This window comes from Cytobacillus sp. (assembly GCF_964223445.1).
Classification (GTDB): Bacteria; Bacillota; Bacilli; order Bacillales; family Cytobacillaceae; genus Cytobacillus.
Genome location: NZ_CAXQGS010000051.1, coordinates 1 through 22253, shown reverse-complemented (window position 1 = coordinate 22253; position 22253 = coordinate 1). Strand labels below are relative to the sequence as shown.

The 22253-nt window shown below is 41.0% G+C and carries 22 protein-coding genes; 4 read left to right on the top strand and 18 right to left on the bottom strand.

What is annotated here, in order from left to right; genetic code table 11:
• Nucleotides 1-97 precede the first annotated feature (97 nt).
• Complete coding sequence (locus ACEQ1T_RS08465) at nt 98-1048, bottom strand: nitronate monooxygenase family protein (RefSeq protein ID WP_206837357.1); 951 nt, start codon at nt 1046-1048, stop codon at nt 98-100.
• Nucleotides 1049-1192: 144 nt separating this feature from the next.
• Nucleotides 1193-1693, bottom strand: a complete 501-nt coding sequence (locus tag ACEQ1T_RS08460) for a hypothetical protein (protein ID WP_206837353.1) — start codon at nt 1691-1693, stop codon at nt 1193-1195.
• A gap of 610 nt (nt 1694-2303) precedes the next feature.
• Between ACEQ1T_RS08460 and ACEQ1T_RS08455 the strand changes: the two genes are divergently transcribed.
• Nucleotides 2304-2828 carry a CBO0543 family protein gene (locus ACEQ1T_RS08455; RefSeq protein ID WP_370222450.1) on the top strand — a complete coding sequence of 175 codons (525 nt, stop codon included), beginning with the start codon at nt 2304-2306 and terminating at the stop codon, nt 2826-2828.
• A gap of 91 nt (nt 2829-2919) precedes the next feature.
• Here the strand turns inward: ACEQ1T_RS08455 and paaX are convergent, their stop codons facing one another.
• From paaX to ACEQ1T_RS08395, 12 genes are all read right to left on the bottom strand, one after another.
• Nucleotides 2920-3795, bottom strand: a complete 876-nt coding sequence (gene paaX / locus ACEQ1T_RS08450) for a phenylacetic acid degradation operon negative regulatory protein PaaX (protein ID WP_206837344.1) — start codon at nt 3793-3795, stop codon at nt 2920-2922.
• A gap of 188 nt (nt 3796-3983) precedes the next feature.
• Nucleotides 3984-5180, bottom strand: a complete 1197-nt coding sequence (locus tag ACEQ1T_RS08445; RefSeq protein WP_370222449.1) for an acetyl-CoA C-acyltransferase — start codon at nt 5178-5180, stop codon at nt 3984-3986.
• On the bottom strand, nt 5177-6043 hold the full coding sequence (locus tag ACEQ1T_RS08440) for a 3-hydroxyacyl-CoA dehydrogenase (protein ID WP_370222448.1): 867 nt from the start codon (nt 6041-6043) through the stop codon (nt 5177-5179). Before ACEQ1T_RS08440 ends, ACEQ1T_RS08445 begins: the two co-directional genes overlap by 4 nt.
• Before the next feature lie 118 nt (nt 6044-6161).
• A complete protein-coding gene (locus tag ACEQ1T_RS08435; protein WP_206837335.1) occupies nt 6162-6935 on the bottom strand; it encodes an enoyl-CoA hydratase-related protein in 774 nt (257 codons plus the stop codon).
• Nucleotides 6936-6953: 18 nt separating this feature from the next.
• On the bottom strand, nt 6954-7733 hold the full coding sequence (locus tag ACEQ1T_RS08430; protein WP_206837332.1) for an enoyl-CoA hydratase-related protein: 780 nt from the start codon (nt 7731-7733) through the stop codon (nt 6954-6956).
• Complete coding sequence (locus ACEQ1T_RS08425; protein WP_206837329.1) at nt 7730-8035, bottom strand: EthD family reductase; 306 nt, start codon at nt 8033-8035, stop codon at nt 7730-7732. Before ACEQ1T_RS08425 ends, ACEQ1T_RS08430 begins: the two co-directional genes overlap by 4 nt.
• Before the next feature lie 178 nt (nt 8036-8213).
• Entirely contained in the window at nt 8214-8696 is a 483-nt protein-coding gene (paaD, locus tag ACEQ1T_RS08420) for a 1,2-phenylacetyl-CoA epoxidase subunit PaaD (protein WP_372530240.1), read from the bottom strand.
• Between the two features lie 36 nt (nt 8697-8732).
• Nucleotides 8733-9533, bottom strand: a complete 801-nt coding sequence (gene paaC, locus ACEQ1T_RS08415) for a 1,2-phenylacetyl-CoA epoxidase subunit PaaC (RefSeq protein ID WP_211202467.1) — start codon at nt 9531-9533, stop codon at nt 8733-8735.
• 13 nt (nt 9534-9546) lie between these two features.
• Nucleotides 9547-9912 (bottom strand): 1,2-phenylacetyl-CoA epoxidase subunit PaaB, encoded by a 366-nt coding sequence (paaB, locus tag ACEQ1T_RS08410; protein WP_370222444.1) that lies wholly within the window; start codon nt 9910-9912, stop codon nt 9547-9549.
• A 9-nt stretch (nt 9913-9921) separates the two neighbouring features.
• On the bottom strand, nt 9922-10854 hold the full coding sequence (paaA, locus tag ACEQ1T_RS08405; protein ID WP_370222573.1) for a 1,2-phenylacetyl-CoA epoxidase subunit PaaA: 933 nt from the start codon (nt 10852-10854) through the stop codon (nt 9922-9924).
• A gap of 62 nt (nt 10855-10916) precedes the next feature.
• Nucleotides 10917-12224: a phenylacetate--CoA ligase family protein gene (locus ACEQ1T_RS08400; protein ID WP_370222442.1), complete on the bottom strand. Its 1308-nt coding sequence runs from the start codon at nt 12222-12224 to the stop codon at nt 10917-10919.
• Between the two features lie 197 nt (nt 12225-12421).
• Nucleotides 12422-15817 carry a hypothetical protein gene (locus ACEQ1T_RS08395; protein ID WP_370222571.1) on the bottom strand — a complete coding sequence of 1132 codons (3396 nt, stop codon included), beginning with the start codon at nt 15815-15817 and terminating at the stop codon, nt 12422-12424.
• 342 nt (nt 15818-16159) lie between these two features.
• Between ACEQ1T_RS08395 and ACEQ1T_RS08390 the strand changes: the two genes are divergently transcribed.
• Both ACEQ1T_RS08390 and ACEQ1T_RS08385 read left to right on the top strand, forming a co-directional pair.
• Complete coding sequence (locus tag ACEQ1T_RS08390) at nt 16160-17344, top strand: processed acidic surface protein (RefSeq protein WP_370222441.1); 1185 nt, start codon at nt 16160-16162, stop codon at nt 17342-17344.
• The gene (locus ACEQ1T_RS08385; RefSeq protein WP_206837310.1) at nt 17341-17937 is read left to right on the top strand and encodes a class D sortase; all 597 of its coding nucleotides are present in this window, start codon (nt 17341-17343) and stop codon (nt 17935-17937) included. The genes ACEQ1T_RS08390 and ACEQ1T_RS08385 overlap by 4 nt, the downstream gene beginning before the upstream one ends.
• Nucleotides 17938-17987: 50 nt before the next feature.
• Here the strand turns inward: ACEQ1T_RS08385 and ACEQ1T_RS08380 are convergent, their stop codons facing one another.
• From ACEQ1T_RS08380 to ACEQ1T_RS08370, 3 genes are all read right to left on the bottom strand, one after another.
• The gene (locus tag ACEQ1T_RS08380) at nt 17988-18179 is read right to left on the bottom strand and encodes a hypothetical protein (RefSeq protein ID WP_206837306.1); all 192 of its coding nucleotides are present in this window, start codon (nt 18177-18179) and stop codon (nt 17988-17990) included.
• 356 nt (nt 18180-18535) lie between these two features.
• A complete protein-coding gene (locus tag ACEQ1T_RS08375) occupies nt 18536-19255 on the bottom strand; it encodes a YebC/PmpR family DNA-binding transcriptional regulator (RefSeq protein ID WP_206837303.1) in 720 nt (239 codons plus the stop codon).
• 191 nt (nt 19256-19446) lie between these two features.
• Entirely contained in the window at nt 19447-20400 is a 954-nt protein-coding gene (locus ACEQ1T_RS08370) for a Gfo/Idh/MocA family protein (RefSeq protein ID WP_206837300.1), read from the bottom strand.
• Between the two features lie 169 nt (nt 20401-20569).
• Between ACEQ1T_RS08370 and ACEQ1T_RS08365 the strand changes: the two genes are divergently transcribed.
• Nucleotides 20570-20800, top strand: a complete 231-nt coding sequence (locus tag ACEQ1T_RS08365) for a hypothetical protein (protein WP_312886133.1) — start codon at nt 20570-20572, stop codon at nt 20798-20800.
• Nucleotides 20801-20891: 91 nt separating this feature from the next.
• Here ACEQ1T_RS08365 and ACEQ1T_RS08360 read toward each other — a convergent pair whose 3' ends face one another.
• A complete protein-coding gene (locus ACEQ1T_RS08360; RefSeq protein WP_206837293.1) occupies nt 20892-22019 on the bottom strand; it encodes a thermonuclease family protein in 1128 nt (375 codons plus the stop codon).
• Nucleotides 22020-22253: the final 234 nt, after the last annotated feature.

Here is a 22253-nt window from a genome sequence, read left to right as displayed (position 1 = left end):
CGTTATATTACCACCCTGAACGCTGAAGTGTCAATAATATTCTAAAAATTAAATATATTTCCATAAAAAAGCAAGCAGGAATAAAACTGCCTGCTTGCTAGTGTAAAAGTTTTTTAGCCTTATGAAGCTGAAGGTTAGCATCTTCTATCATATTATCCAAAAGCTCCTTTACGCTTGGAAGATCAGCAATCAGGCCAGCTATCTGTCCGCTGTTCATAAACCCTTCATCACCGTTCCCATTTATCGCTCCAATTTTATGATAGTCTTCTGAAGTGAGTTTATTAAACTCATCAAGACTGATGCCATGTTTTTCATAGTCCAGCAATTTTTTGGCATAACCTGTGGAAAGCAGTCTTCGTATTCTGCCAACTGAACGCCCTACAATAACGGTTTCATAATCGGATGCTTGAATAATTTTCTGTTTATACTGCGGGTGGAATGGTGCCTCCTTGGTAGCTATGAATCTAGTGCCCATTTGCACACCGCTTGCCCCCAGTGCAAGCATGGCAGCAAGCCCTTTGCCATCACCGATTCCCCCGGCAGCCACGACTGGAACTGAAACCTCGCCTGTAATCTGAGGGATCAATACGAGTGTAGTAGTTTCAAGTGAACTATTGATTCCTGCTGCCTCATACCCTTCAGCTGCAATAATATCCGCACCGGCTGCCTCTGCTTTCAGCGCCTGTCTGACCGAAGCTGCTACGGTTATGACCTTCACACCATTTTCATGCAGCTTAGGGATAAAGGGAGCCGGGTTTCCGGCCGAAAGGGAAACTGCTGGAACCTTATGTTTAATTACCAGGGACAGGATTTCCTTTACATAAGGTGAGACACTTAATGCAACGTTAACAGCAAATGGCTTATTTGTTAAACTTCTTGTTTCCTCAATTATCTTCTCAACTTCCTCAGGAGGCATTGTTCCTGCTCCGATGGTGCCCAGCCCTCCAGCTTCCGAAACTGCCGCTGTTAAAATGGCATTGCTAATATTCCCCATGCCGCCCTGAATAATTGGATATTTGATATTTAAAATGTCCGTTAATATATTCAATCAAATTCCTCCTCCGTTAAAATAATGTTATACTAATTTTAATAGTTTGACAATTAGGAACACATATACTAAACATCGAAGGATGCAATCAATGCATCAGGTAGAATACCCTTTCATTCACATCGCCGTTTTGCAGACAGGCCTCTATTCAGTCCCCTTTTCCATTTTTAGTGAAATTTTATAAAACATGATTTGCAGTGTTTGAACAAATGCATAAATAGGAAATGACCAGGCCATCTGATAGCCCTTTTCATAATGAAATATGCCGAGCTTAACAGAGAACCATTCAATCAATACAGCAACAATAGACCAGATGGTGACATACAGGATATTCATATATCCTTTTAGATTTAATTTCACATATAAATATATAAAAAAGTAACTGTATGGCCCGTACATAATATAGCTCACAAGATCAATGATTTGATAATTCGATGTATCATTTACATCATAAAAATCCCACGGCCTGATACTAATGGTATGATCGAAGAACATCCCTATAAATACGCCGATGGTGAGATGAACTGCCGTTTCCAAGCCAGATAGTTTTTTGGGCAGTTTCCATATAAGAATTAGGGATAGCAGTAAATTTGCTAATACAAACCATTCATTTGCGTCAAAAGCTCTTTCATATATCTTTTCCATAATTAGTAGGCTCCTGCTTTAGATACATTATCCCCCTGGACAATCCGAGCCCGGCAATCAAAAAAGCCGAATTTCCTATGCCTGCTTTAATTAAATTCCAGTCTAAAAAGGTAATTACTCCGGATGTGAAGCTGAAAAGATCCATACCAAGAAGACAGATTAAGAATATGGCGAATAAAGTTATCCTTTTTATGCGAGATTGAGTTTTCCAATAAATATTTATAAACATAAGAACTAGAAAGGGTCCAATAATTTCACGATGAATCAAGAACACAATAAATAAAATAGAATCTTCTGTAATATGAATCCAATTTAATTGAAGAGCAAGTATGGTTGTGTAGTTTCGGGCTGCAATTGAAATTAGCATAAGAACCAGAGAGTTTTGCAAAAAGGAAAGCTTTTTTTCTATAAAGAAAAAGAAACTTAGTGTATAAAATGCAATTACAAGTGCTGCAGGCAGAACCATAAAATCACCTTATTTTGATGGATTATCGGGATTAATAAGCTCTCATGAAGAAAAGAATCATAAAAGTAATATTGTTAAGGAATGATATATTTATTCATTAATGCGATGTTTTATTTTTGTGATTCGTATTGAAAGAGGGATTTGATGCACTTATTTTATAATTTGCTCTTTTTATTGGCGGGATTGAAATGGGGGGATTGGAGAAACTGGCGTGTATACTACCCAACCATCCTTTTTTTAATTGGAGGAGATTTGTTAAAAAACTTTCTTCTTCGCAATTACCCAATGTGGCAATATAAAGAGACTATATTTGCTGAGAATATTCTTATTGGGCACCCTGTCATTAATCTCATGATTATGGCCATCGTATATCCGGTAACAATTCTAATCTTCATCGGCCGCTATCCGTCTGGATTCTTTAAGCAGGCAGGATGGATTCTACTATGGGTGTTTCTATATACCACCATTGAATTTATCAATCTTTACTATTTGGACCTCATTGAGCATTCAAATGGCTGGTCAATCCAATGGTCGTTCTTTTTTAATCTTTTCATGTTTATTATTCTTAGAATTCATCATAAACGGCCGCTGGCAGCATTGGGAATCGGGTTCCTTTGGATTTTATTTTTATGGAAAACGTTTGAGATGCCGATAGATCTTTTACGTTAGATCTTTATATTGATACTGCGGCAGGATTTAATAGATATACTGATAAAAATAGAAATTGAGCCATCCTGCTCGTCTGCAAGATGGCTCTTTCTTATTCCACCATATAGGGATGATTTAATGCGTCATAATCGGCATCTCTGTTTTTAAGTTCATTTCCTTCCTTAAAAACACTTTCAAAAAATCTTGATGCCGGTTCTGCCAGTTCTTTATAATATTCACTGAATAAAGCAGCAGCATGGCTGCCCAGCCATTTATCTGGAAGAAGTTCTTCTGGGAGCCCCGGATCCACAAAGAGGAATTTCCGGTATTCATGCACAAGCTTTGTTCTTTCCACAAAACATTCTGCATCAGTCATATTCCCCTTCTGGATTTTATTTTTATCGATGATATATTTCTGGCTGTATTCTGAGATAAATTCCTGGTATCTATCATTTATCTCTGTCAGGTTCCAGCTTTTTTCAACTATTTCGATATTCTTATGCGGTCCTGCATACCTGGCAATAAAGAAATCAACATAGTCGGCAATTTCATATTTCTCAATCAAATCAAATACTTGTTTCTCAAGATTATTAGCAGAGATCCAGCAGCTGCTGGACATGGAGCCAAAACCGCTCCAAACAAGTTCCTTCCGCAATTCATCCCGCACATTGCGGATTTCCTCCGGAATAGTATACATGAGTATGCGCCACTTGCCATCCCACTCTTCAGGTTTTAATTTAAAAATTCGCTTAGCCGCTTCCTCAATTCTTTTCTGCCCTCTAGGCGTTAAGGAGTAATAGCTTTTATTGCCGATCTTTTCTGCGCTCACCCATCCCTGCTTATTCATTCTTGAAATCGCTGCTCTTACAGACTGATCATTATGACCAAATTCGCTTAAAAGCTTTATAAGGCTTCCAATCCAAATTTTGCTTCCATAATGTGAAATATAATCGCCATAAAGTGTGAAAATCATTGACCTTGTATTCAACTTGCTTTCATCCTCATTTCATCTTGTGGGTTGAACGGAAAAAATTCGTTATATACAATTGTACTAAAAGTAGATAGTTTTGAACAATACTTTTTCGGCATACTAAATAATTTAACTGTCTCTGCCTTCATACATCACGCCAAAGTCCTTATAAACCCTAAAAACCATAGAGTGAAAAAGCTCTATGGTCAGCGCTCAACAATTGTAGAAATCCCCTGGCCAACTCCCACACACATCGTTGCCAGGCCGTATTTTGAATTCCTGCGCTTCATTTCATGCAATAAAGTCGTCAGAATACGGGCACCGCTCGCTCCAAGCGGATGGCCCAATGCTATCGCTCCGCCATTTACATTTACCCGCTCCGAATCGGCGCCAAGTTCTTTTATGCAGGCAATGGATTGTGAAGCAAAAGCTTCATTTAACTCGATTAAGTCTATATCAGTCATCATAAGACCAGCCCTCTTCAAAGCTTTCTGGGTGGAATAAACAGGACCTGCCCCCATAATAGAAGGCTCAAGCCCTGCTGTTGCCGATACAATATAAGTTCCAAGGGGCTGTAATCCAAGTTCACTCGCTTTTTCCTCTGACATCATCAGCAATACAGACGCACCGTCGTTAACCCCTGAAGCATTGCCCGCCGTTACAGTTCCGCCTTGAAAAATCGGTTTTAAGCTTGCGAGCTTTTCAAAAGTAGTTTCCGGACGGGGATGCTCATCACGTGAAATGGTTATTTCATCCCCTTTTTTATCGATGTATGTAACTGGAATGATTTCATCGTCGAATTTGCCTTTTTCAATAGCTGCTTTTGCTCTCTTCTGGCTTTCAAAAGCAAATAGATCCTGTTCTTCACGCGATATGCCATATTTTTCTGCAACATTTTCTGCTGTCTTGGGCATGCTTTCAGCACCGTACATTTTCTCAAGCCTGCTGTTTGTAAATCTCCATCCAATGGTTGTGTCATACATCTCCATATTCCCTCTTGGAAACTCGCTGCTTGGCTTTGCCATTACAAATGGGGCACGTGTCATGCTCTCCGTTCCGCCTGCAATAAAAATATCTCCTTCTCCGGCTAAAATGGCCCGTGCAGCATAATTAACAGCATCTAAACCAGACCCGCAAAGCCGGTTAACAGTTGAAGCAGACACTTCGACAGGCAATCCGGCAAGCAAAGCTGCCATCCTGGCCACATTGCGATTATCTTCTCCTGCCTGATTGGCATTTCCCAGTATGACCTCTTCTATTTCTGCTGGATTCACGATCGGGTTTCTATCAAGCAGAGCCTTTATGACGATGGCTCCTAAATCATCCGGGCGAATATCCTTTAACACACCTTTATATCTTCCTATCGGTGTCCTGACAGCATCCACAATTACTGCTTTTCTCATTGCTTAACTTCCTCTCTGGCAGTGTAATCATAAACACCCCTGCCCGTTTTGCGCCCTAGCCTTCCTGCTTTAACATATTGTTCAAGGAGCGGTGCCGGCCGATATTTTTCACCCAGCTTGCTGTGAAGGTATTTTAAATTATTCAGGCGCGTATCAAGGCCGACAAGGTCGCCAAGTTCGAATGGCCCCATCGGATAATTTAGCCCAAGCTTAATTGCCTTATCAATTTCTTCAGGTGAGCCAAGACCTTCCTGAAGCATATAAAATGCCTCATTTCCAACGAGCGCACTGATCCTGCTTGTTACGAAGCCTGGAAATTCATTAATGACTACTGTTTCTTTCCCCATTAACTCAGCAGCACGTTTAATTGACTGTGATGTTTCTTCGCTTGTTTCAAGCCCTTTAATAATTTCAACAAGCGGCATTTTGGGGACGGGATTAAAGAAATGCATGGCAATCACTTTATCCGGACGTTTTGTAAATGATCCAATTTCGGTTGGACTCATGGTAGAGGTGTTTGTTGCAAAACAGCAGTGCTCAGGTGCGTGCTGATCAATCACCTCAAAAATATTCTTCTTAATATCCATCACTTCAGGGACAGCCTCAATAACAAGATCAGCTGCACTTACATGCTGAGCAAGACTTACAGAATAGGTAAGACGATTTTTGCCTGCTTCCATATCAACTGCTGTTATTTTATTCCTGATGAGTCCTTTTTCAAAGATGCTATCAATCTCTTTTTCCGCACGGATTAATTGTTCTTGGCTGATGTCTACAAGGGTGGTGTGAAATCCCCCTACTGCACTGACATACGCAATCCCCCGCCCCATTACGCCTGAACCGATTACGACAATATTTTTCATGGTGTAAATCCTCCTTTCAGTTTAAAAAAGACGAGCACCCAAAACGAGATGCTCGCAAGAAGAACATAAAAACGGGCAAAGAATTTAATGGATTCTAAGTCCTTTCATCCAGTAAAGTCTATTTCCCTTGAAACACAGGCTTTCGCTTTTGCATAAATGCGGCTACACCCTCTTTATGGTCAAGAGTAAGGCCGGCTAGCCGCTGACCCTGTGCATCTCTCTCCAAACATTCTTCTAAAGTGGATTCCCAGCTCGCTTTCAGGTTCTTCTTAATTATCGCAATGGCCGCTGTCGGCATGCCGGCCAGCCTTTCTGCAAAAGCTGTTATTTCATCCTTCCATTTCTCCATAGGAATTACCCTGGTAGCCAGGCCAAGCTCTTTGGCTTCCTGTGCATTAACCTTTTCACCGAGCACTGCAAGCTCCATGGCTTTCGCATGACCGATCAGTTTTGGCAGAAAGTAGAGATTCCCGGCATCAGGCACCAGCCCAACATGGATAAAAGCTTCTAAAAAGCTGGCTTTATCAGAAAGAAGCCTGAAATCGCATGCTAATGCGAGACTCATGCCTGCCCCTGCTGCCACCCCATTGACTGCAGCGATAACCGGTTTTTTACATTTATGAAGCTCCATTATCATTGGATTATAGAACCGGCGGAGTACCTCGCCATGATCCATATCCTCATTTACACCCTGAAGGTCCTGGCCAGAGCAAAATGCACGTCCTTCGCCTGTGATAACAAGGCATCTGACTTCTTTATCCCGGCTTGCCTGTTTTATGGACTGCTGAACCTCTTTATTAAGCTGTTCTGTGAATGCATTCAGTTTATCCGGCCGGTTTAATGAAATCCAAGCAACACCGTTTGCGACCTCATATTTCACCGTTTCAAACATTTGCTATGTACACCTCCTCTACTTTCCTTTGAATTGCGGCTTGCGTTTTTCAATAAAGGAATTCATTCCTTCTTTTTGATCTTCTGTCGAAAATAATAAATAAAAATTCTTCCGTTCAAATTCCATTCCCTCATTTAAAGAAGTATCTACAGCTTTAAGAACTGCTTCCTTTATGAGGCGTATGGCAATTGGCGCCTGATTGGCAATTTGTTCAGCCGCCTTCATCGTTTCTTCCAAAAGAAGCTCCTCTGATATAAGCTGGTTGACGATGCCATGTTGAAGCGCTTCTTTGGCGGTGATTCTTTTACCGGTAAAAAGCCATTCCATTGCTTTCGTTTTTCCGACAAGCTTAGTAAGCCTCTGCGTTCCGCCTGCACCTGGCATTACTCCCAGGTTTACCTCAGGAAAGCCAAATTCCGCGTTATCAGCGGCATAAAGCAAATCACAGCATAAAGCAAGCTCAAAGCCCCCGCCAAGGGCAAAACCATGAACCGCCCCGATAATCGGTTTCTTGATCATGGCAAGGCGATCCCAATCCTTAAATTGATTGCGAAGCTCAAAATCTATTGCCTGGTCGTTTGCCATCTCATCAATATCTGCTCCGGCTGCAAAGGCTCTGCCATTGCCGCTTAATACGATAGCCTTTATGCTGCTGTCAGCCTCAAACCCTTCCATCGCATCCAGAATCTCTGAAACCATAGGGCGGTTGATTGCATTTAAGACTTTTGGCCGGTTTAATGCAATTAAACCAAGCTTCCCAAGCTGTGAAACTTCAATAGCTTCATAGCTTTTACTCATTTTGCTTCCTCACCAATCATAAGACTGATAATATCACCTGCAAATTTCATGGCGTCTTTTCCTGATGCCTTGCCTTCATCTGTTCTCATAGCCTCCTGTAAAGCTTCATGGCTGTCGTAGTACATTTCGCACATCAAATAGTACTTCCCTTCGCCCCCCATAGGGCTGCCGACAATTTTTGTAACCTCCATTTTGCGGAGACCCGGAATTTTGGCTGTAAGCGGCGCGTGCGTATTAAAATAATGGTCATCAAATGCCTCCTTATTTTCAGGGTGCTTATAAAGAGCGATTAATTTTACCATTTGCCATCTTCCTTTCATGTTTAGTGGATTTGATTCATTTAATAGTATTCCTGGAGCCGGATTCATATGTTATTTGTGCTGTCTCCAGGAATTTATCATTGAAGGATTAACAGTTTACAAGCATCTTAAAAATAGCATTAGACAAAAATTTGACCTGCTTTCATAACAGTCCTTATAGCTACATCATCGTTGATACAGGCTTCATAGCTTCAAAGGGGTTTTTGCAGGATTTGCAGTATAAAATACTGCGGCAGGCTGTAGGGCCAAAAAGGTTTTCCATCGTCGTATATGTGGACCCGCAAAAAGGACAATCCACATGCCATTCGCCTGTTTCACTTATTAATTTTGGAGGCGGCGCAATCCCAAATTCTTTTAGCTTTATCCTTCCTGTTTCTGTTACCCGGTCAGACGCCCAGGGCGGATGATAGATAAACTGGACATCTATTTTTTCAAAAATCCCTGCCTTGCCTATCTCGGTTTCAACGTTTTTTCGAATGATATCCAGTGCCGGGCATCCCATAAAAGTAGGCAGGAGTTTAACCAATACTGAATTGCCCTCCACCTCAATTTGCTCCAGCATTCCTAAATCAACAATAGAAATGGTATCTATTTCAGGGTCTTTAACATTATGAAGCGCTTCTAACGCGGTTTTTATCAACATTTGATCCTGCTCCATTTACATCACCCTTAAAAAATACTACCAGCTTGCAGCTGGATTTATGTTATACACCTCGCTCAAAGTGGTTAAAGCCGCCTCAAGGTCGGCAGTATGCTCTCCTATGCGGCCATTTCCATTTTTCATTGCAAGGTCTGCTTCTGAGACTGCCAGATTGATAGATTCAAAAACAGGCTTCATGTTAAGCAGCCAGCGCTGCTTTAATATTTCTTCCTTATCAATGAGACCATGTTCCGCCATATCTTTTGCCAGCGCTCCCAATGTTAGGACTCCTTCAAAATCAGCTAAAACCTTCCCAGTGGCTGCTTCCATCCTCGTTCTGGCTTCCCCGCCAGCCTGCATCAGCTGGATAAACCATGTTTTCCAGTGAAGGAGATGATAATACAGCTCCATATTAACCTTTAATGCCACCTCGGCTAAAGGCCGATAGGAAGAATTTTTAAGTGAGTCCAATCTGATTTTTTTCGCTTGGATATAAAAATAATTTCTTACTACAGCGAATGCCCAGTCATATTGTGCTGAAGACAAGTAATGACCTGGTCCATTGACCACCTCCAAAAGGACAGCATTTTTCCTTTCAGAAGCTCCTCTTGCATGTGCAAGTCTGTCTACATTGCCTTCTCCGAGATCCTCCAGCAGCTGATAAAACATGGCCGCATGGCCCATGGTATCCTGGCTGATGGATGAAAAGGCGACATCCTCCTCTATATGAGGTGCCAGGCCAAGCCACTCTGAACCCCGGTAGGCAAGTATGAAGTCATCGTCAGCAAGCTGATATAATAATGATGTCAGTGCCGGCTTAATCCTGGCATCGATTGGCATTTTACTAACTGGCTCAGTCACCTTTCTTCATCCCTCCCCATGACAGAATTTCCTTTTCATCAAGCATTTCCTGCTCGTATTGGCGCCACTTTTTCTTCAAATATCCGTATCCTTTTGTCGTGCGGTAATCTTTGTTGTCCAGACGCTGAAGTGATTGCTTTTCTTCCGGTGTCAGCTTCCGGATATCAGAGCGTTTGACGACCCAGATATCAGCAACCGGTTCTCTCCTCATAAAATTTTCCTGTGCCATGACCAGTGCAAGCTCTCGATTTGGCGCCAGCAGGGAAAATTGATATTGCAGAGGCGAGGTATCGGTTCTTTGACTAAAGACTTCGAATTCCTGATAAAATCCTTCGTTTCCCAAAGGGATCCCCCCCATCTGAACAGTTTAGTTTGCAGGATTGAGAGCTTCACGCACCCATTTGTTAGTCTCATAAGCTGTACGGCGGAGTCCGAGTCGCTCCTGAGATTTTGGACCATTATTTTTAATAATGTCCTTGAACTTATTCCAGTCAGGCTGTCTATAAATCCAATGCTCCTGATCCTTGTCAAAATGCATTGTCTCATCCGGCAGTTTGAGGCCAAGCGAGAGAACGCGGGGAATATACTTTGTAAAAAAGTCCTGCCTTAAGTCTTCGTTCGTCTTTGTCCGGATTCTGTATTTTATCGTTATATCCTGTTTGGAAGTGCCGGTAGTAGAGGCATCACCGGGGCCAAAGAACATTAACAGCGCTTCCCACCAGCGGTTAACCGCATCCTGTACCATCGCTTTCTGCTCCTCGGTTCCTTCAGCCAGCGCCATGATGATTGCTTCACCATGCTGGGCATGAAAAACTTCTTCCGCGCAAATCCTTTTAAGTGCTCTTGCATAGGGTCCATATGAAGCATTTAGCATATTGGTCTGGGTAATGATAGCAGCACCGTCAACCAGCCAGCCGATCAGCCCGGCATCCCCCCATGTTGGAGCCTCCATATGAAAAACATTGTGGAATTTCAGTTTTCCGCTGAATAAATCCTGCATAATATCTTCGCGGGTTTTCCCGAGAGGCTTCATTAAATCCTCTGCAACACGAAGCAGCAGCTGTCCATGTCCCATCTCATCCTGCACCTTTGCCATAATTCCCAGCTTTCGTTTTAATGTAGGGGCTTTTGGCACCCACTCCTTTTCAGGAAGTGCTCCCATAATCTCACTGATTCCATGCATCGAAATCAATTTGATTAATGTTATTCTGTAATCTTCCGGCATCCAATCATCCGCTTCAATTTTTTCTCCTGTATTTATGCGTTTCATGAACTGCTCGTATTTTTGTTCTTCCGTCATCTCTTCAAAGAAAAGAGCTTCTGACACGTGATTCACCCCTATCGAGTTAAAAAATCATTCATTCAGGTTACTGCTTTTTTCACTGCCGTATTTACAATCCTGACAGCTTTCCCTTCCGATCTTGGCAGCATTTTCGGCGGATGGAGAACAAGGCCAATGTTAATAAAGCAATTTTGCTTCACTGCTTCCTTGATCTTCTTTTGTACATGCTCTGCTTCTCCCATATCTCTATAAAACTCCTCGCTCCATTCAGCATGAAGCTCTAAAACTTTTAAACTTCCCTTGTTATACACTTGGATATAGTAGTGGGGAGAAAGCTCAGGCATCTGAAGAATGCACCGTTCGATTTCGGATGGAAAGACGTTTACACCATTTACATTAAGCATATCGTCTAAACGGCCTTTCACACGGCTCATGCGAATCGTAGTTCTCCCGCAAATACACTTCTCTTTAGAAAGGGAGGCGATATCACCCGTCCGGTAGCGGATCACCGGAAAAGCTTCCTTCGTTAAACTTGTAAAAACAAGCTCACCTTCCTCCCCGTATGGAAGCGGTATCATTTTTATCGGATCGATGACCTCTGCATAAAAATGATCCTCAGCAATGTGCAGCCCGTCCTGAGATTCATGGCATTCCATAGCTACTCCCGGTCCCAGAACTTCACTCAGTCCATAAATATCGCATGCTTTAATCCCAAGCTTAGCTTCCAGTGTTTTCCTCATTTCTTCAGACCAGGGCTCTGCACCCAAAATCCCAAACTTTAATGATGTATCCGCCGGGTCTATTCCCCTCTCTTCCATCTTCTCTGCTAAATGGAGAATGTAGGAAGGAGTTCCGCAAATAACTTCTGGCTTAAAGTCTTGAATCAGCATAATTTGTCTGTCAGTATTTCCTCCGGAAACAGGTACTGTAGCCATGCCAAGCTGTTCACTGCCATAATGCAGTCCCAATCCACCTGTAAAGAGACCATATCCGTAAGCATTATGCAATGTCTGGCCAGGTTTGCCTCCTCCGATTGAGATTGCCCTGGCTATCAGATTGCTCCACATTTTGATGTCATTTCGTGTGTAGCCCACTACAGTCGGTTTTCCGCTCGTTCCGGAAGAAGCGTGCAGACGGACAATTTCTTTTTTATCCACAGCAAAAAGCCCGAATGGGTAATGTTCCCGCAAATCTGCTTTAACAGTAAAGGGCAGCTTTTGAATATCATCCAGGCTGTTAACAACTTCAGGTGCAAAATTACTTTCCAAAAACTTTTTCCGATAAAAAGGCACATGATTAAATACTCTTTCCACTGTCTGCTTGAGCCGGTTCAACTGTAATTCTTCTATAAAATCACGGCTTTCCGTTTCAATATCATGCAGAATCAAGACATGACCTCCCAGATTTTCATCATATTGAGATAATAATTCTATATAACGTTAAAATATCGTTAGATGAAATAAGTGTTATATGTTTAACACAAAGATACCGTGTAAACAGGAAAAAGTCAACTTATTTTCTGAAAATTTACTCATTTGTTTGGAAAATAATAAAAAGACCTAGCCCGAGGGCTAGGTTAACTTTCTTAGGACCATTCTTTTAATTTATTCATAATGCTATTTTTCCATTTAGATATTAAAGGCTTCTCGCCTTTTGCTGTTTTTTGCTTCTGCCATTCATGATAGCTTGCTGCAGAAATGAGAATAGAGCCTGCAATTAAAAGATACGCCCACCAAGGAAGATTTCCCCAATAAGGTCTTGTTTGTAGCAGCACATTCAGGAGCAGTACCCCGGAGCCAACAAAGAAGTAGGATTTTATTCTCCAGAAGGTTCCAGAAAGCATCGAAATCAGGGAGAGCGTGCCAACTATGAGCGCATCATAAACCGTATTGCTTGCAAGGCCATCCTGTACAAGCAGCAGGGAAACCGTTATTAGGACTGCCCACTGAATTTTGTTTGTTTGTGCTGCGTATTGCCCTTTCAGCACTTTTCGGACAAAAATAATCAGGATGATCCATGGAAGCACGTATGCCTCCCTTATGAAAAGGTCAGACAGCTCAATATTCTTTAATAAACTATAATAAGGCTCGAGCAATACTGCTCCCGACAGCAATCCAGGCAGCCATAAGTATTTTGATGCCATTCTGCCCCTCTGTAAAAATAAAAGTGTGCTGATCAGGAGTCCAGGGAGAACTTCCGCCCATAGGGAAACTGCCGGAAAAAGATAGGCGGCAAGGAAAAATAACAGCGAGATTATAGTGTAGCTATCAGCTTTTTTATTCATTAAAATTTTGGCATATACCATTTTGCCGATTATTGCCGATGCCAGGCCGAAACCAGCCACAACCAGAATTTTCATATCTGGAGCGATTCCGTTTATGAACAGGAATTTGAGTACTGCCGCATATAGTAATACCAATGGAACAGCAGCCAATATATCAAGTTTAGTTCTATGCAAATATACGATCAATCCTGCAGAATAGATAATAGAAACGAAAAACGGCACATAACCAAAGGGATATGAAGTTAAAAATGCCAGGATCCCAATCACAGACCAGGGTATGAGAAAGTAAACACTTCTCATTTTATCTTGAGTTTTTCCGGTTAGCCAGAATAAGAATACGGCACAGCTGACTAAAAGAACGGCATACTCACTGACGTTCTCTTCCAATATATGATCCATTCCCGTCAAGATTACCATGAATAAAGTTAAGAATGAGCTGTAAAGGAATATCTTTACCTTCCACTCTTTAACAGATAACCTGAAACTGACCCAATAGACCGCAAGGGTGACCAGGAAGGGCCAAATACTATTTTCCCTATAGATAAAAAATGTCAGGATCATGGCAAACGGCATGTAAATATGGCCAATCCAGCTGAACCCTCTGGCTAGGACAAGGTCCTTATTAGAAATATAGAAAGCCGCACAAAGCAGGATCCATGCCCCCAGCGGAAATTGCACCCAATTAAAAAATGTAAAGTTAAATGGCAAACCAATCAAGATCATAAAATAAGCAAAAAGTGAAATCGCTCCAGATACAAACGGAATCCAGCTTTGTTTATGGAATCGATACAAGGCAAGATACATAATAATGCCCCCAATAAATACTGCCGGTCTCATCCAGACTTCATTGATTGACAAAGCAGCTGCTGTAAATAGTGAGATTGTATAAAATCCCAATGAGATTAAAAACACGTTTCCGGCTTGATTTTTGTGCCCTTTCTTAGACAGAACGCCATAAAGTATAAGCAGGGCAATACTTGCCATCATGGTATTCATGGCCATACCTAACTGATTCTGATAAAAGCTTGAGCAGCTTCGCAGATGTTCACCATAAAACATAAAGGCAAACCCGATTGACAAAGGGATGGCCCAGGGAATCGCTTCTAAATAAAATATCCTATTTTCAGCCTTATTCATGAGGTACATGACAAAGCTAAAGATTAATAGCATGGAGCCAGCAGCAAGCCAATCAAGAAATCCTGCTGCAGTCACAACTGAAAATAACATAATACTAACAGCCACATCCCGTGAGCTTGATTCCACCACTTTTAAGAGCGGGTACTTTAGCAAATACCCGAGACTTATAAAAAGCACAAAGCCAATAAAGAAAACAGGGAAAGATAGATTATTGAACGGGGCGGCTTTATCCAGCATTAATACTGTTTCAAATAGAGCAGAGGCTAAAAACACGGGTGCCAGGTAAGCAAATAGCCCGTTTCCCATAACATTTGCCAAATATATAAACTGCACGGCAAGAATAATGTAAGCCAGCAGCAGTGCTGCAGAGGGTTCGCCGGCCATTAACAGGATACCTTCAACTGAAATATAGAGAAAAGCAAGTATGGAAACCGCTGCACTGGTCAGTCTAAATACCTTATCCCAGGAATAGTGCTTATCCATAACTCTAGGAACAAACAGAAAACCAATCCCTACAAGTGCAAATAAAACAGGTCCTGCCGAATTTAAAATTGTATTTTCAATCAGCTGATAGGCACCATAGACAATCAGTAAACTGAAAACGAAATGAAACTCCTTCCTGCCTGTTACATACACCATTGATAAGTAAACGGCTGCCGTTATCATAATATTCACACTATATAAAACGTGGCTATTAAAAAATAAAAGCATTAATAATGTAGAGATCACTAAATTGATTTGAGCAAAGTAAATCAATTCTCCCGAAAACAGTTTAAGGGAAGCCTGTTTTTTCAGGCGGTGATAAGCTGCTGACAGCAGAGCATTGAAAATCATCAATCCAAGAAAGAAACTGTCATTTTCAAGCTTCAATGCTGCCAGGGTATAACCAGCCCCGGCAGACAGGGCAATATAAGCAAACCATACAAAAAGACGTGAACCCAGCTTCTGTGCAAATATACTGTATACTGGAACGACCAGTAAACTGCCAGCCGCTCCGAGTATATAGCGTCCTTCCCCATAAAAGGAAAAATAAGGGCCGAGCAATTCAAACCAGCCGATAGACAAAATAAATATAGGCAAAAATAAACTCCCAAGAACTATGAAAGCAAACGATGTTCTTTCAATTTTTAATACTTTTCCGGAAACAAAAGCAAAACAATAGAAAAGAAGCGAAACCACTGCAATGGATGCACTTTTCATAAAATTAGACATGGTATCCCAGTTACTCGTGGCAACAAATAACCCGCCGATAAGGAGCAGGATGACTCCAACATTCAGCAGCCAGGAAATGTTTCTTTCACGGACTTCTTCCAGAGATAATTTCTTTTTCGCAGGTTTTTTTGCCTGTTGAACTGGCATTTGCCTGATTTCTTCTGCAGCTTTTGCTGCCTTAACCTGCACTTGCTTCAGCTCTTCCAGGTCCTGATAGTACAGTTGGTGGGCGCTCAAGGTGATTTCATAATGTTCTGCTGAAATATAGTCTTTCTCTTTCAACTTCGTGAGTTCAAATTGAAATATATTTTGATGATATTTTTCTGTTTCGGGGTTCAAGGGATTCACCTCATTTATATATTCACTTGGTTCGATTAGTGTAATTTTACACATTTTGAAATAATTAATCAATACCTGATTTGGCATTTTTTACTTCACATGTATGGTATATAATAATTATTTAATTAGAGGAAAAAATGGATTAATAAGGAATTATCCACGCTCTTTTTAACCGAATCTTCTCAGCTTAATATTTTATCCCTTGATAAATCAGCATTTCCCCACTCTCTTTCTGCTGCAAAAAAATCCAAATATTATATCTAATAAATTTTCAAATAACAATTCTATCCGAAAAATATTTTTTCCATTATATTATTCTAGAATTTATTATCTTATATGGAGGAAATATCATTGAGAAGACTAAGTATTGTTATTGCATCCATCCTATTGTTGAGCTTGTTTCCGGCTGTCAGCCTTGCAGCACCAAGCGATGATGAAGTGGCTGAACTCCTGAAGGAAACAAATTGGTCTGAAGAAGGATTAAATGACCATCTGGAATATTTTTGGGATATGAATATCGAAGATTTCGATACAATGGAGGAATTGATTGAATATCTGGGTGAGCCTATTACTGAAGAAAACCTGCAGCAGCTATTAGCTGACTATGATTTTGAAAATGAGGAAGAGTTAATTGCACTGCTTGCGGAGAATGGAGAAATGGAAACGACTGACGATGTTCGGGATGTTTTCCGATATATTGATGCTTTAGATTCTACCGTTTCTTTTTTAACCTATACAGGCACTGAAATTAACGATGAAACACTTCAGCAGCTATTAAATGATTATGGACTTACAAAAGAGGAGCTCATCTCCCTGCTTGAGGAAAACGATGACTCCCTTGAAAACTATGAATATATTGAGGACCTTGATATCATGGTTTCCATTTATCTGGGTGGAGATGAATTGCCTGGTGAAGACGAAATAAACCAAATATTCGCAGATATAGATCTGACAGATGAAGAACTTGAAGCATTATTTGCACATTTTATGACTTTGGATTTCGAGAATCCCGAATTGCTTGATAAAATGATGGACCTTGAAAGCCGTTTAATGGCCTTTGGTGAGTTTGACAGTGCCGGGGATTTAACAGAAGCAGAAATAGCTGAACTTATCAGCATTATGCAGGAAATGATGGATCTGTTCCAGCTTGATGCCGAGTTTTATCTTGTAAAAGATGGCGAAAAAATCCATTTAACAACAGATGAAATGGTGGCTTTGGAAGAGACAAATGGCTATGACCTGCTTATTGAACTTTATAATACTCAAGGCAAGTTCCTGGCAGATATGATTATTACAGCAGAGATGTTCAGTTCAGAGCTCATTGAAGACACAGTGACAGATTTGAATCAGGCGGAAACTGTAATCAAAAAACAGGAGCCTGCTAAAGTGAAACCAGATTCCAAACACGCAAAAACTGTAAAAGGCGGAAAACTGCCAAACACAGCAGGCAATTATATTGAAGGAGTATTTGCAGGCATTGGTCTGATCCTTTTAGGATTTGCCATTTTACACAGGCGGAAAGTGAAAGCTGCGTGAAAAGGAAACTCACATTAAAAGGAGCAATTGGACTAACTTTTATTTTGGGCGGAATTTGGATTGCAGCTTCAAATCTCTTGCCATATTTGCATAGTCAAAAAACTTCAGCCCATATAGACCCGTCCAGCACTGGTAGTACAGATGTAAAGACTGAACAAAAAAAGGAACAGCATAGCCTATATACTGTCCGTCCTAAAAAGGGAGAAGAAATGGGCGTTCTATCAATACCTAATATATCGGCCCATCTTCCAATCTTCCATGGTACGGATGAAGATGAGTTAGAAAAGGGAGTTGGCCATTATGCAGGCAGCGTCCTTCCAGGAGAAGAAGACAATTCAGTCCTTTCCGGCCACCGGGATACGGTCTTTCGCAAACTTGGAGAAGTAAAGATTGGCGATTTCCTTGTCGTGAACACTTCTGCTGGAGAATTCACCTATAAAGTTCGTAAAATAAGAATCGTCGATGCAGACGACAGAACCGTAATTGTACCTAAGCAAAGAGCAACCCTTACTGTCACAACCTGCTATCCTTTTGACTTTATTGGCGATGCACCGCAGAGGTATATCCTTGTTGGAGATCTTGTAAGAAAATAAAAACCCGCTAACCAGCGGGTTTTAGAGGGAGGCCATTTTTGGCCTTCCTTTTATTCTGTAATTGTGACTAACTTTACATCTGCAAAATCAAATCGATGATAGTGACCTTCAGAGCATGTTAGTTCTACAAATCCTTCCAGGTCTTTAATGCTTCCAATTACTTCAGATTTATTCTCTGCTTCAACTTCTTCTGTTACGGTAACACCTTTTTCAAAAGTATAAATAACCTTAAACGTATTCATGTGTGCTAAACTCTCCTTTCACCATTCATGTTCCCGTGCATACAAAGTTTAAACGCAGAAATTTATATTGCAGTTATTTTCCATTTAGTCAATATATCTTAAGACGAAAGTTAAGGCCAATGATTACATTTTGCGAGGAGGTAGCACTTGATAGCAAAATGCTATTCGACAGATATCGGCTGATATCACCATAAAGCCACATTTATTTCAGCGGTTTTTCAAATGAGAGTAAATTCAATTTGAATATCTAAAATTCCTTTTCTTCCAAATGATAAATCTGGTAACATAAATAGTTTACATAATAAAATTATTTTACAAAAAAAGAGTCCATCAATTAAGTGGACTCCTTTTCTCAGTTATTCACCCAGGTCTGCATTGTGATAAACACGCTGGACATCTTCCAGGTCTTCAAGGGCGTCAATCAGCTTTTCAAATTGCGCCTGTGCATCAGCATCAAGGGTGACTTCATTTTGTGGGAGCATTGTTAATTCAGCAACAGCAAACTCATTGATGCCCGCTGACTTGAATGCTTCCTGAACTGCATGAAACTGATCAGGTTCTGCATATACGATTACCGTATCATCTTCTTCCAGGATATCACGTGCATCTACGTCTGCTTCCATCAGGATTTCCAGCACTTCTTCCTCCGATTTGCCTTCAATGCCGATCACAGCGGTTGAGTCGAACATATAGGAAACAGATCCGCTCACACCCATATTCCCGCCATTTTTACCGAATGCAGCACGTACATTTGAGGCTGTGCGATTTACGTTATTAGTTAATGCATCGACTATAATCATGGATCCGCTAGGCCCGAATCCTTCGTAGCGAAGCTCATCATAGTTTTCTTCCGCTCCGCCTTTTGCTTTTTCAATTGCACGATCAATGATATTTCTTGGCACATTATATGTTTTTGCGCGTTCGAGCACAAATTTTAAAGCCTGATTTGCTTCAGGATCAGGCTCACCTTGCTTGGCAACCACGTATATTTCAAGTGCAAACTTGGAATATACACGGCTCGTATTTGCATCTTTGGATGCTTTCTTTTCTTTAATATTGTTCCATTTACGGCCCATATGTCCCACTCTCTTTCAACTTTGGATCTATGAAATTTATGATTAGAAATAGAGTCTTCTTTCTTTGGAAGAACTCTCACCTGATTATTATACATTAAAACACCTGATTTTTTCGAGTATTGTTTCATAAGAAGATGCATGGGATTGGCCTGGGTATTGATAATTTAAAAGAGACACAAATGTGCCTCTAATTAGCTTAATAGGATTTTTTCCAGCACCTTCTGCACCTGATACCCTTCTTTAAAGGAAACCAATAATGCACGTTCTCCTCTTATTGCTTTGAAGAGTTCTGAAGGCAGACTGTATACCGGCTCATCAAGCGTTAAAATTTCTCCGCTGTTTTCTGACGTACTCTGTACAAGAACACTCCAATTCTGCATATCTAAAGTACCCTTATCACCAAAAACTTTAAAAGACAGATGTTCTTTTTGCCCAATTCCCGCAATTCCGTTAAATAGAACAGGAATACCGCCAGGAAGCTTTAATGATGTGGTAAAGCTGGTTTCACATATACGTTCATCATCCGGGTATTCCACAAAAGATCGGACATGGAGCAGCTCTCCGAAGGTATCCTGAATCATATGAATAAAGTGAGGAGATACTTCCCGGATAAAGCCCCCTTGCTCCCTGCTGGAAATCCAATCGTTCTTTTGCCATTCACGCGGCCAGTGTGTAAATTGCAGGTGCAGTTCTACCTTCTTAATCTCACCCAGTTCACCATTCTGTATCTTTTCCCTAAACACTTTAAAGGACGGGCTGTATGCCATCGGAAAATTCATGGCATGGATGATTCCTGCATTTTCGGCAGCTTCATACATATCCTTCGCCTCTTCAATGGAATTGGCCAGAGGTTTTTCACAAAGAAGATGCTTGCCGCTCTTTATAATATCCATGCTAATTGAATAATGAAATTTTGGCGGAACACCTAAATAGATGATTTTGATGGTTTCATCCTGAAGCAGTTCCAAATGATTGGTATGTAATGCTGCATCTGTCAGCACAGCCTTAAATTTATCTAAGCGTTCGGCATTTCGATCACAAAGCGCTGCAATCTCAAACTCCTCATGCTGCCGAAATTGACGCAGTATCCTTTCCCCTACAGCACCCATTCCTATTAATCCAACTTTAATTTTTTCCTTCAACACACTTCACCTGCTTGTTAAAATTCATAGTTCCCCATTGAATTATACAGTTTATTAAAAAAATTCTAAAGATGCAATTTCTCTATTAAGTTAATAAACAAAAATATACTGGCCAATAATTGGATAGAAAAACAAAGAATGGGGACATTAAACATAATTAACTAATTAGGAGGTGTCATCATTGAACCTTGATAAGGATATGCAATTTGAAATCAAAAGTACTTTCGCGCCGAATCTTTACCGTTCCGAAACTCTTAGAATTCTGGAGGTGACTCCAAACAGTGTTGTCATCCAGATGGACAGATCAAATGGACGCGGGGTTTTCCCGGCCGATAATTTTCATTATTGGATTAAAAGAGGTTCCCTTATTAAATTGAATGACCATCATAAAAGAACATCATAGAACACTGGCAGAGTATGCCAGTGTTCTTTTATTTTATTAAATGGTCTTTACAAGGTAGAAGCCGGCTCTGTATCTGGAGCCGGCCCTTATGTCATCGTTCGCAAGCAAAGTTGTCCTTGTCTCTATCATGTTTTGAGTCATAGGCAGGATGTGTAGACGGCACACCATTTGGATAAACCTTTCTTAACTCTGTACAGTTTTGGTAGGACTCAGTGCTGCCTTCTGCGGATGACGAATTGGCGGCTGTACCACTGCTGTCATTCGACCCGCTGCCGCCGGCATTTCCTGAACCTGAAGAGGAACCGCTTGCTGCTGCAGAATCCAGGTCTCCTTTAGTTGTTCCCTCATCCCCGAGAGCCCATAATCCTTTAGTGGCTTCTCTTGCTTCCCTTCCGAATTTTCTGAAGTAGTCACTGTATTTCACATCCGGATTGTAGGTGGATGGCTCGGCATAACCATTCAGAACCAAATGGGCATTGAACATTTTTTCACGTATTTCATTTTCGTCCATATCATCAGTGGGGATGTCTACCCAAATGATTCTCAGCAGGCGGCCATACCGGTCTGTGTCTGAGACATCCTTTTGCATCCAGATTTTCTTGCCAGTCAGCTCAGATGCGGTAAATTGACTTGCTTCTATTCCGTATTCTTCTACTCTTGTTGTTGATTCGGGAGTGTTCACTCCAATCAGGCGGACCTTCCTCCCGTCTGATGTTTCTATTGTGTCACCATCTACTACTCTGCCGACAGTAACTAGTTCGAGGCCTAAGCTCTCTGCAGCCTGATTTTGATCCTGTACCTGTTTTTGCTTTTCAGCCTCTTCTTGTTTCTGTTTTTCTTCCTGTTCTTCTTCCAGCCTTTCCTGTTCCTCTGCCTGCATCTTGGCTTCCTCTTCTTTAGCCTTCTCTTCAGCAAGCTTCTCTTCTTCAGCCTTCTTATCTGCTTCATCCTGATCTGTCATTATTTGTTCTTTCTCAGGCTCACTTCCTGTTTCTGTTGCATTAGAATCTGCAGTTGCTAAAAAAATGGATAAAACAAAGCCAGCAGCCATAATCCAGCCAGATTTTTTAAAATTTATCTTATATTTCCGGTACTGATTATTCAAATATAATCCAATTAAAAAGACAGCTAACCCAATAAGTGCGGCAGGAACTGCAATTCCCAGTAACAACATAAACACAATAACAATAGTGATAATAGCCCCTCTTATAACTTTCAAACTCTTTTTTCTCTCCTCTTTTTACATTTATCCTAAATAAGCATAACTTTTTTCTATACAGATATAAACACCAATTCACTAAAGAACTGGTGTTAAACATAAGCTCTTTTCTCAAATTTTGTTTGCTTATGAACCCGGCCGTTGATTTCCGCTGCGGGCACTTGCTTTCCGCGGGGAGGAATGAGAGCCTCCTCGGCTATGCCTGTGGGGTCTCTCACTCCCTCTCCTCCCGCA

Coding starts and splice junctions, on each gene's coding strand:
- ACEQ1T_RS08425 (WP_206837329.1), bottom strand. CDS start 8,035: ATGGTAAAATTAATCGCTCTTTATAAGCACCCTGAAAATAAGGAGGCA.
- paaD (WP_372530240.1), bottom strand. CDS start 8,696: ATGTTGATAAAAACCGCGTTAGAAGCGCTTCATAATGTTAAAGACCCT.
- paaA (WP_370222573.1), bottom strand. CDS start 10,854: ATGACGGAAGAACAAAAATACGAGCAGTTCATGAAACGCATAAATACA.
- paaC (WP_211202467.1), bottom strand. CDS start 9,533: ATGCCAATCGATGCCAGGATTAAGCCGGCACTGACATCATTATTATAT.
- paaB (WP_370222444.1), bottom strand. CDS start 9,912: ATGGGGGGGATCCCTTTGGGAAACGAAGGATTTTATCAGGAATTCGAA.
- ACEQ1T_RS08440 (WP_370222448.1), bottom strand. CDS start 6,043: ATGAAAAATATTGTCGTAATCGGTTCAGGCGTAATGGGGCGGGGGATT.
- ACEQ1T_RS08435 (WP_206837335.1), bottom strand. CDS start 6,935: ATGTTTGAAACGGTGAAATATGAGGTCGCAAACGGTGTTGCTTGGATT.
- ACEQ1T_RS08460 (WP_206837353.1), bottom strand. CDS start 1,693: ATGGAAAAGATATATGAAAGAGCTTTTGACGCAAATGAATGGTTTGTA.
- ACEQ1T_RS08375 (WP_206837303.1), bottom strand. CDS start 19,255: ATGGGCCGTAAATGGAACAATATTAAAGAAAAGAAAGCATCCAAAGAT.
- ACEQ1T_RS08455 (WP_370222450.1), top strand. CDS start 2,304: ATGCACTTATTTTATAATTTGCTCTTTTTATTGGCGGGATTGAAATGG.
- ACEQ1T_RS08430 (WP_206837332.1), bottom strand. CDS start 7,733: ATGAGTAAAAGCTATGAAGCTATTGAAGTTTCACAGCTTGGGAAGCTT.
- ACEQ1T_RS08380 (WP_206837306.1), bottom strand. CDS start 18,179: ATGAATACGTTTAAGGTTATTTATACTTTTGAAAAAGGTGTTACCGTA.
- ACEQ1T_RS08445 (WP_370222449.1), bottom strand. CDS start 5,180: ATGAGAAAAGCAGTAATTGTGGATGCTGTCAGGACACCGATAGGAAGA.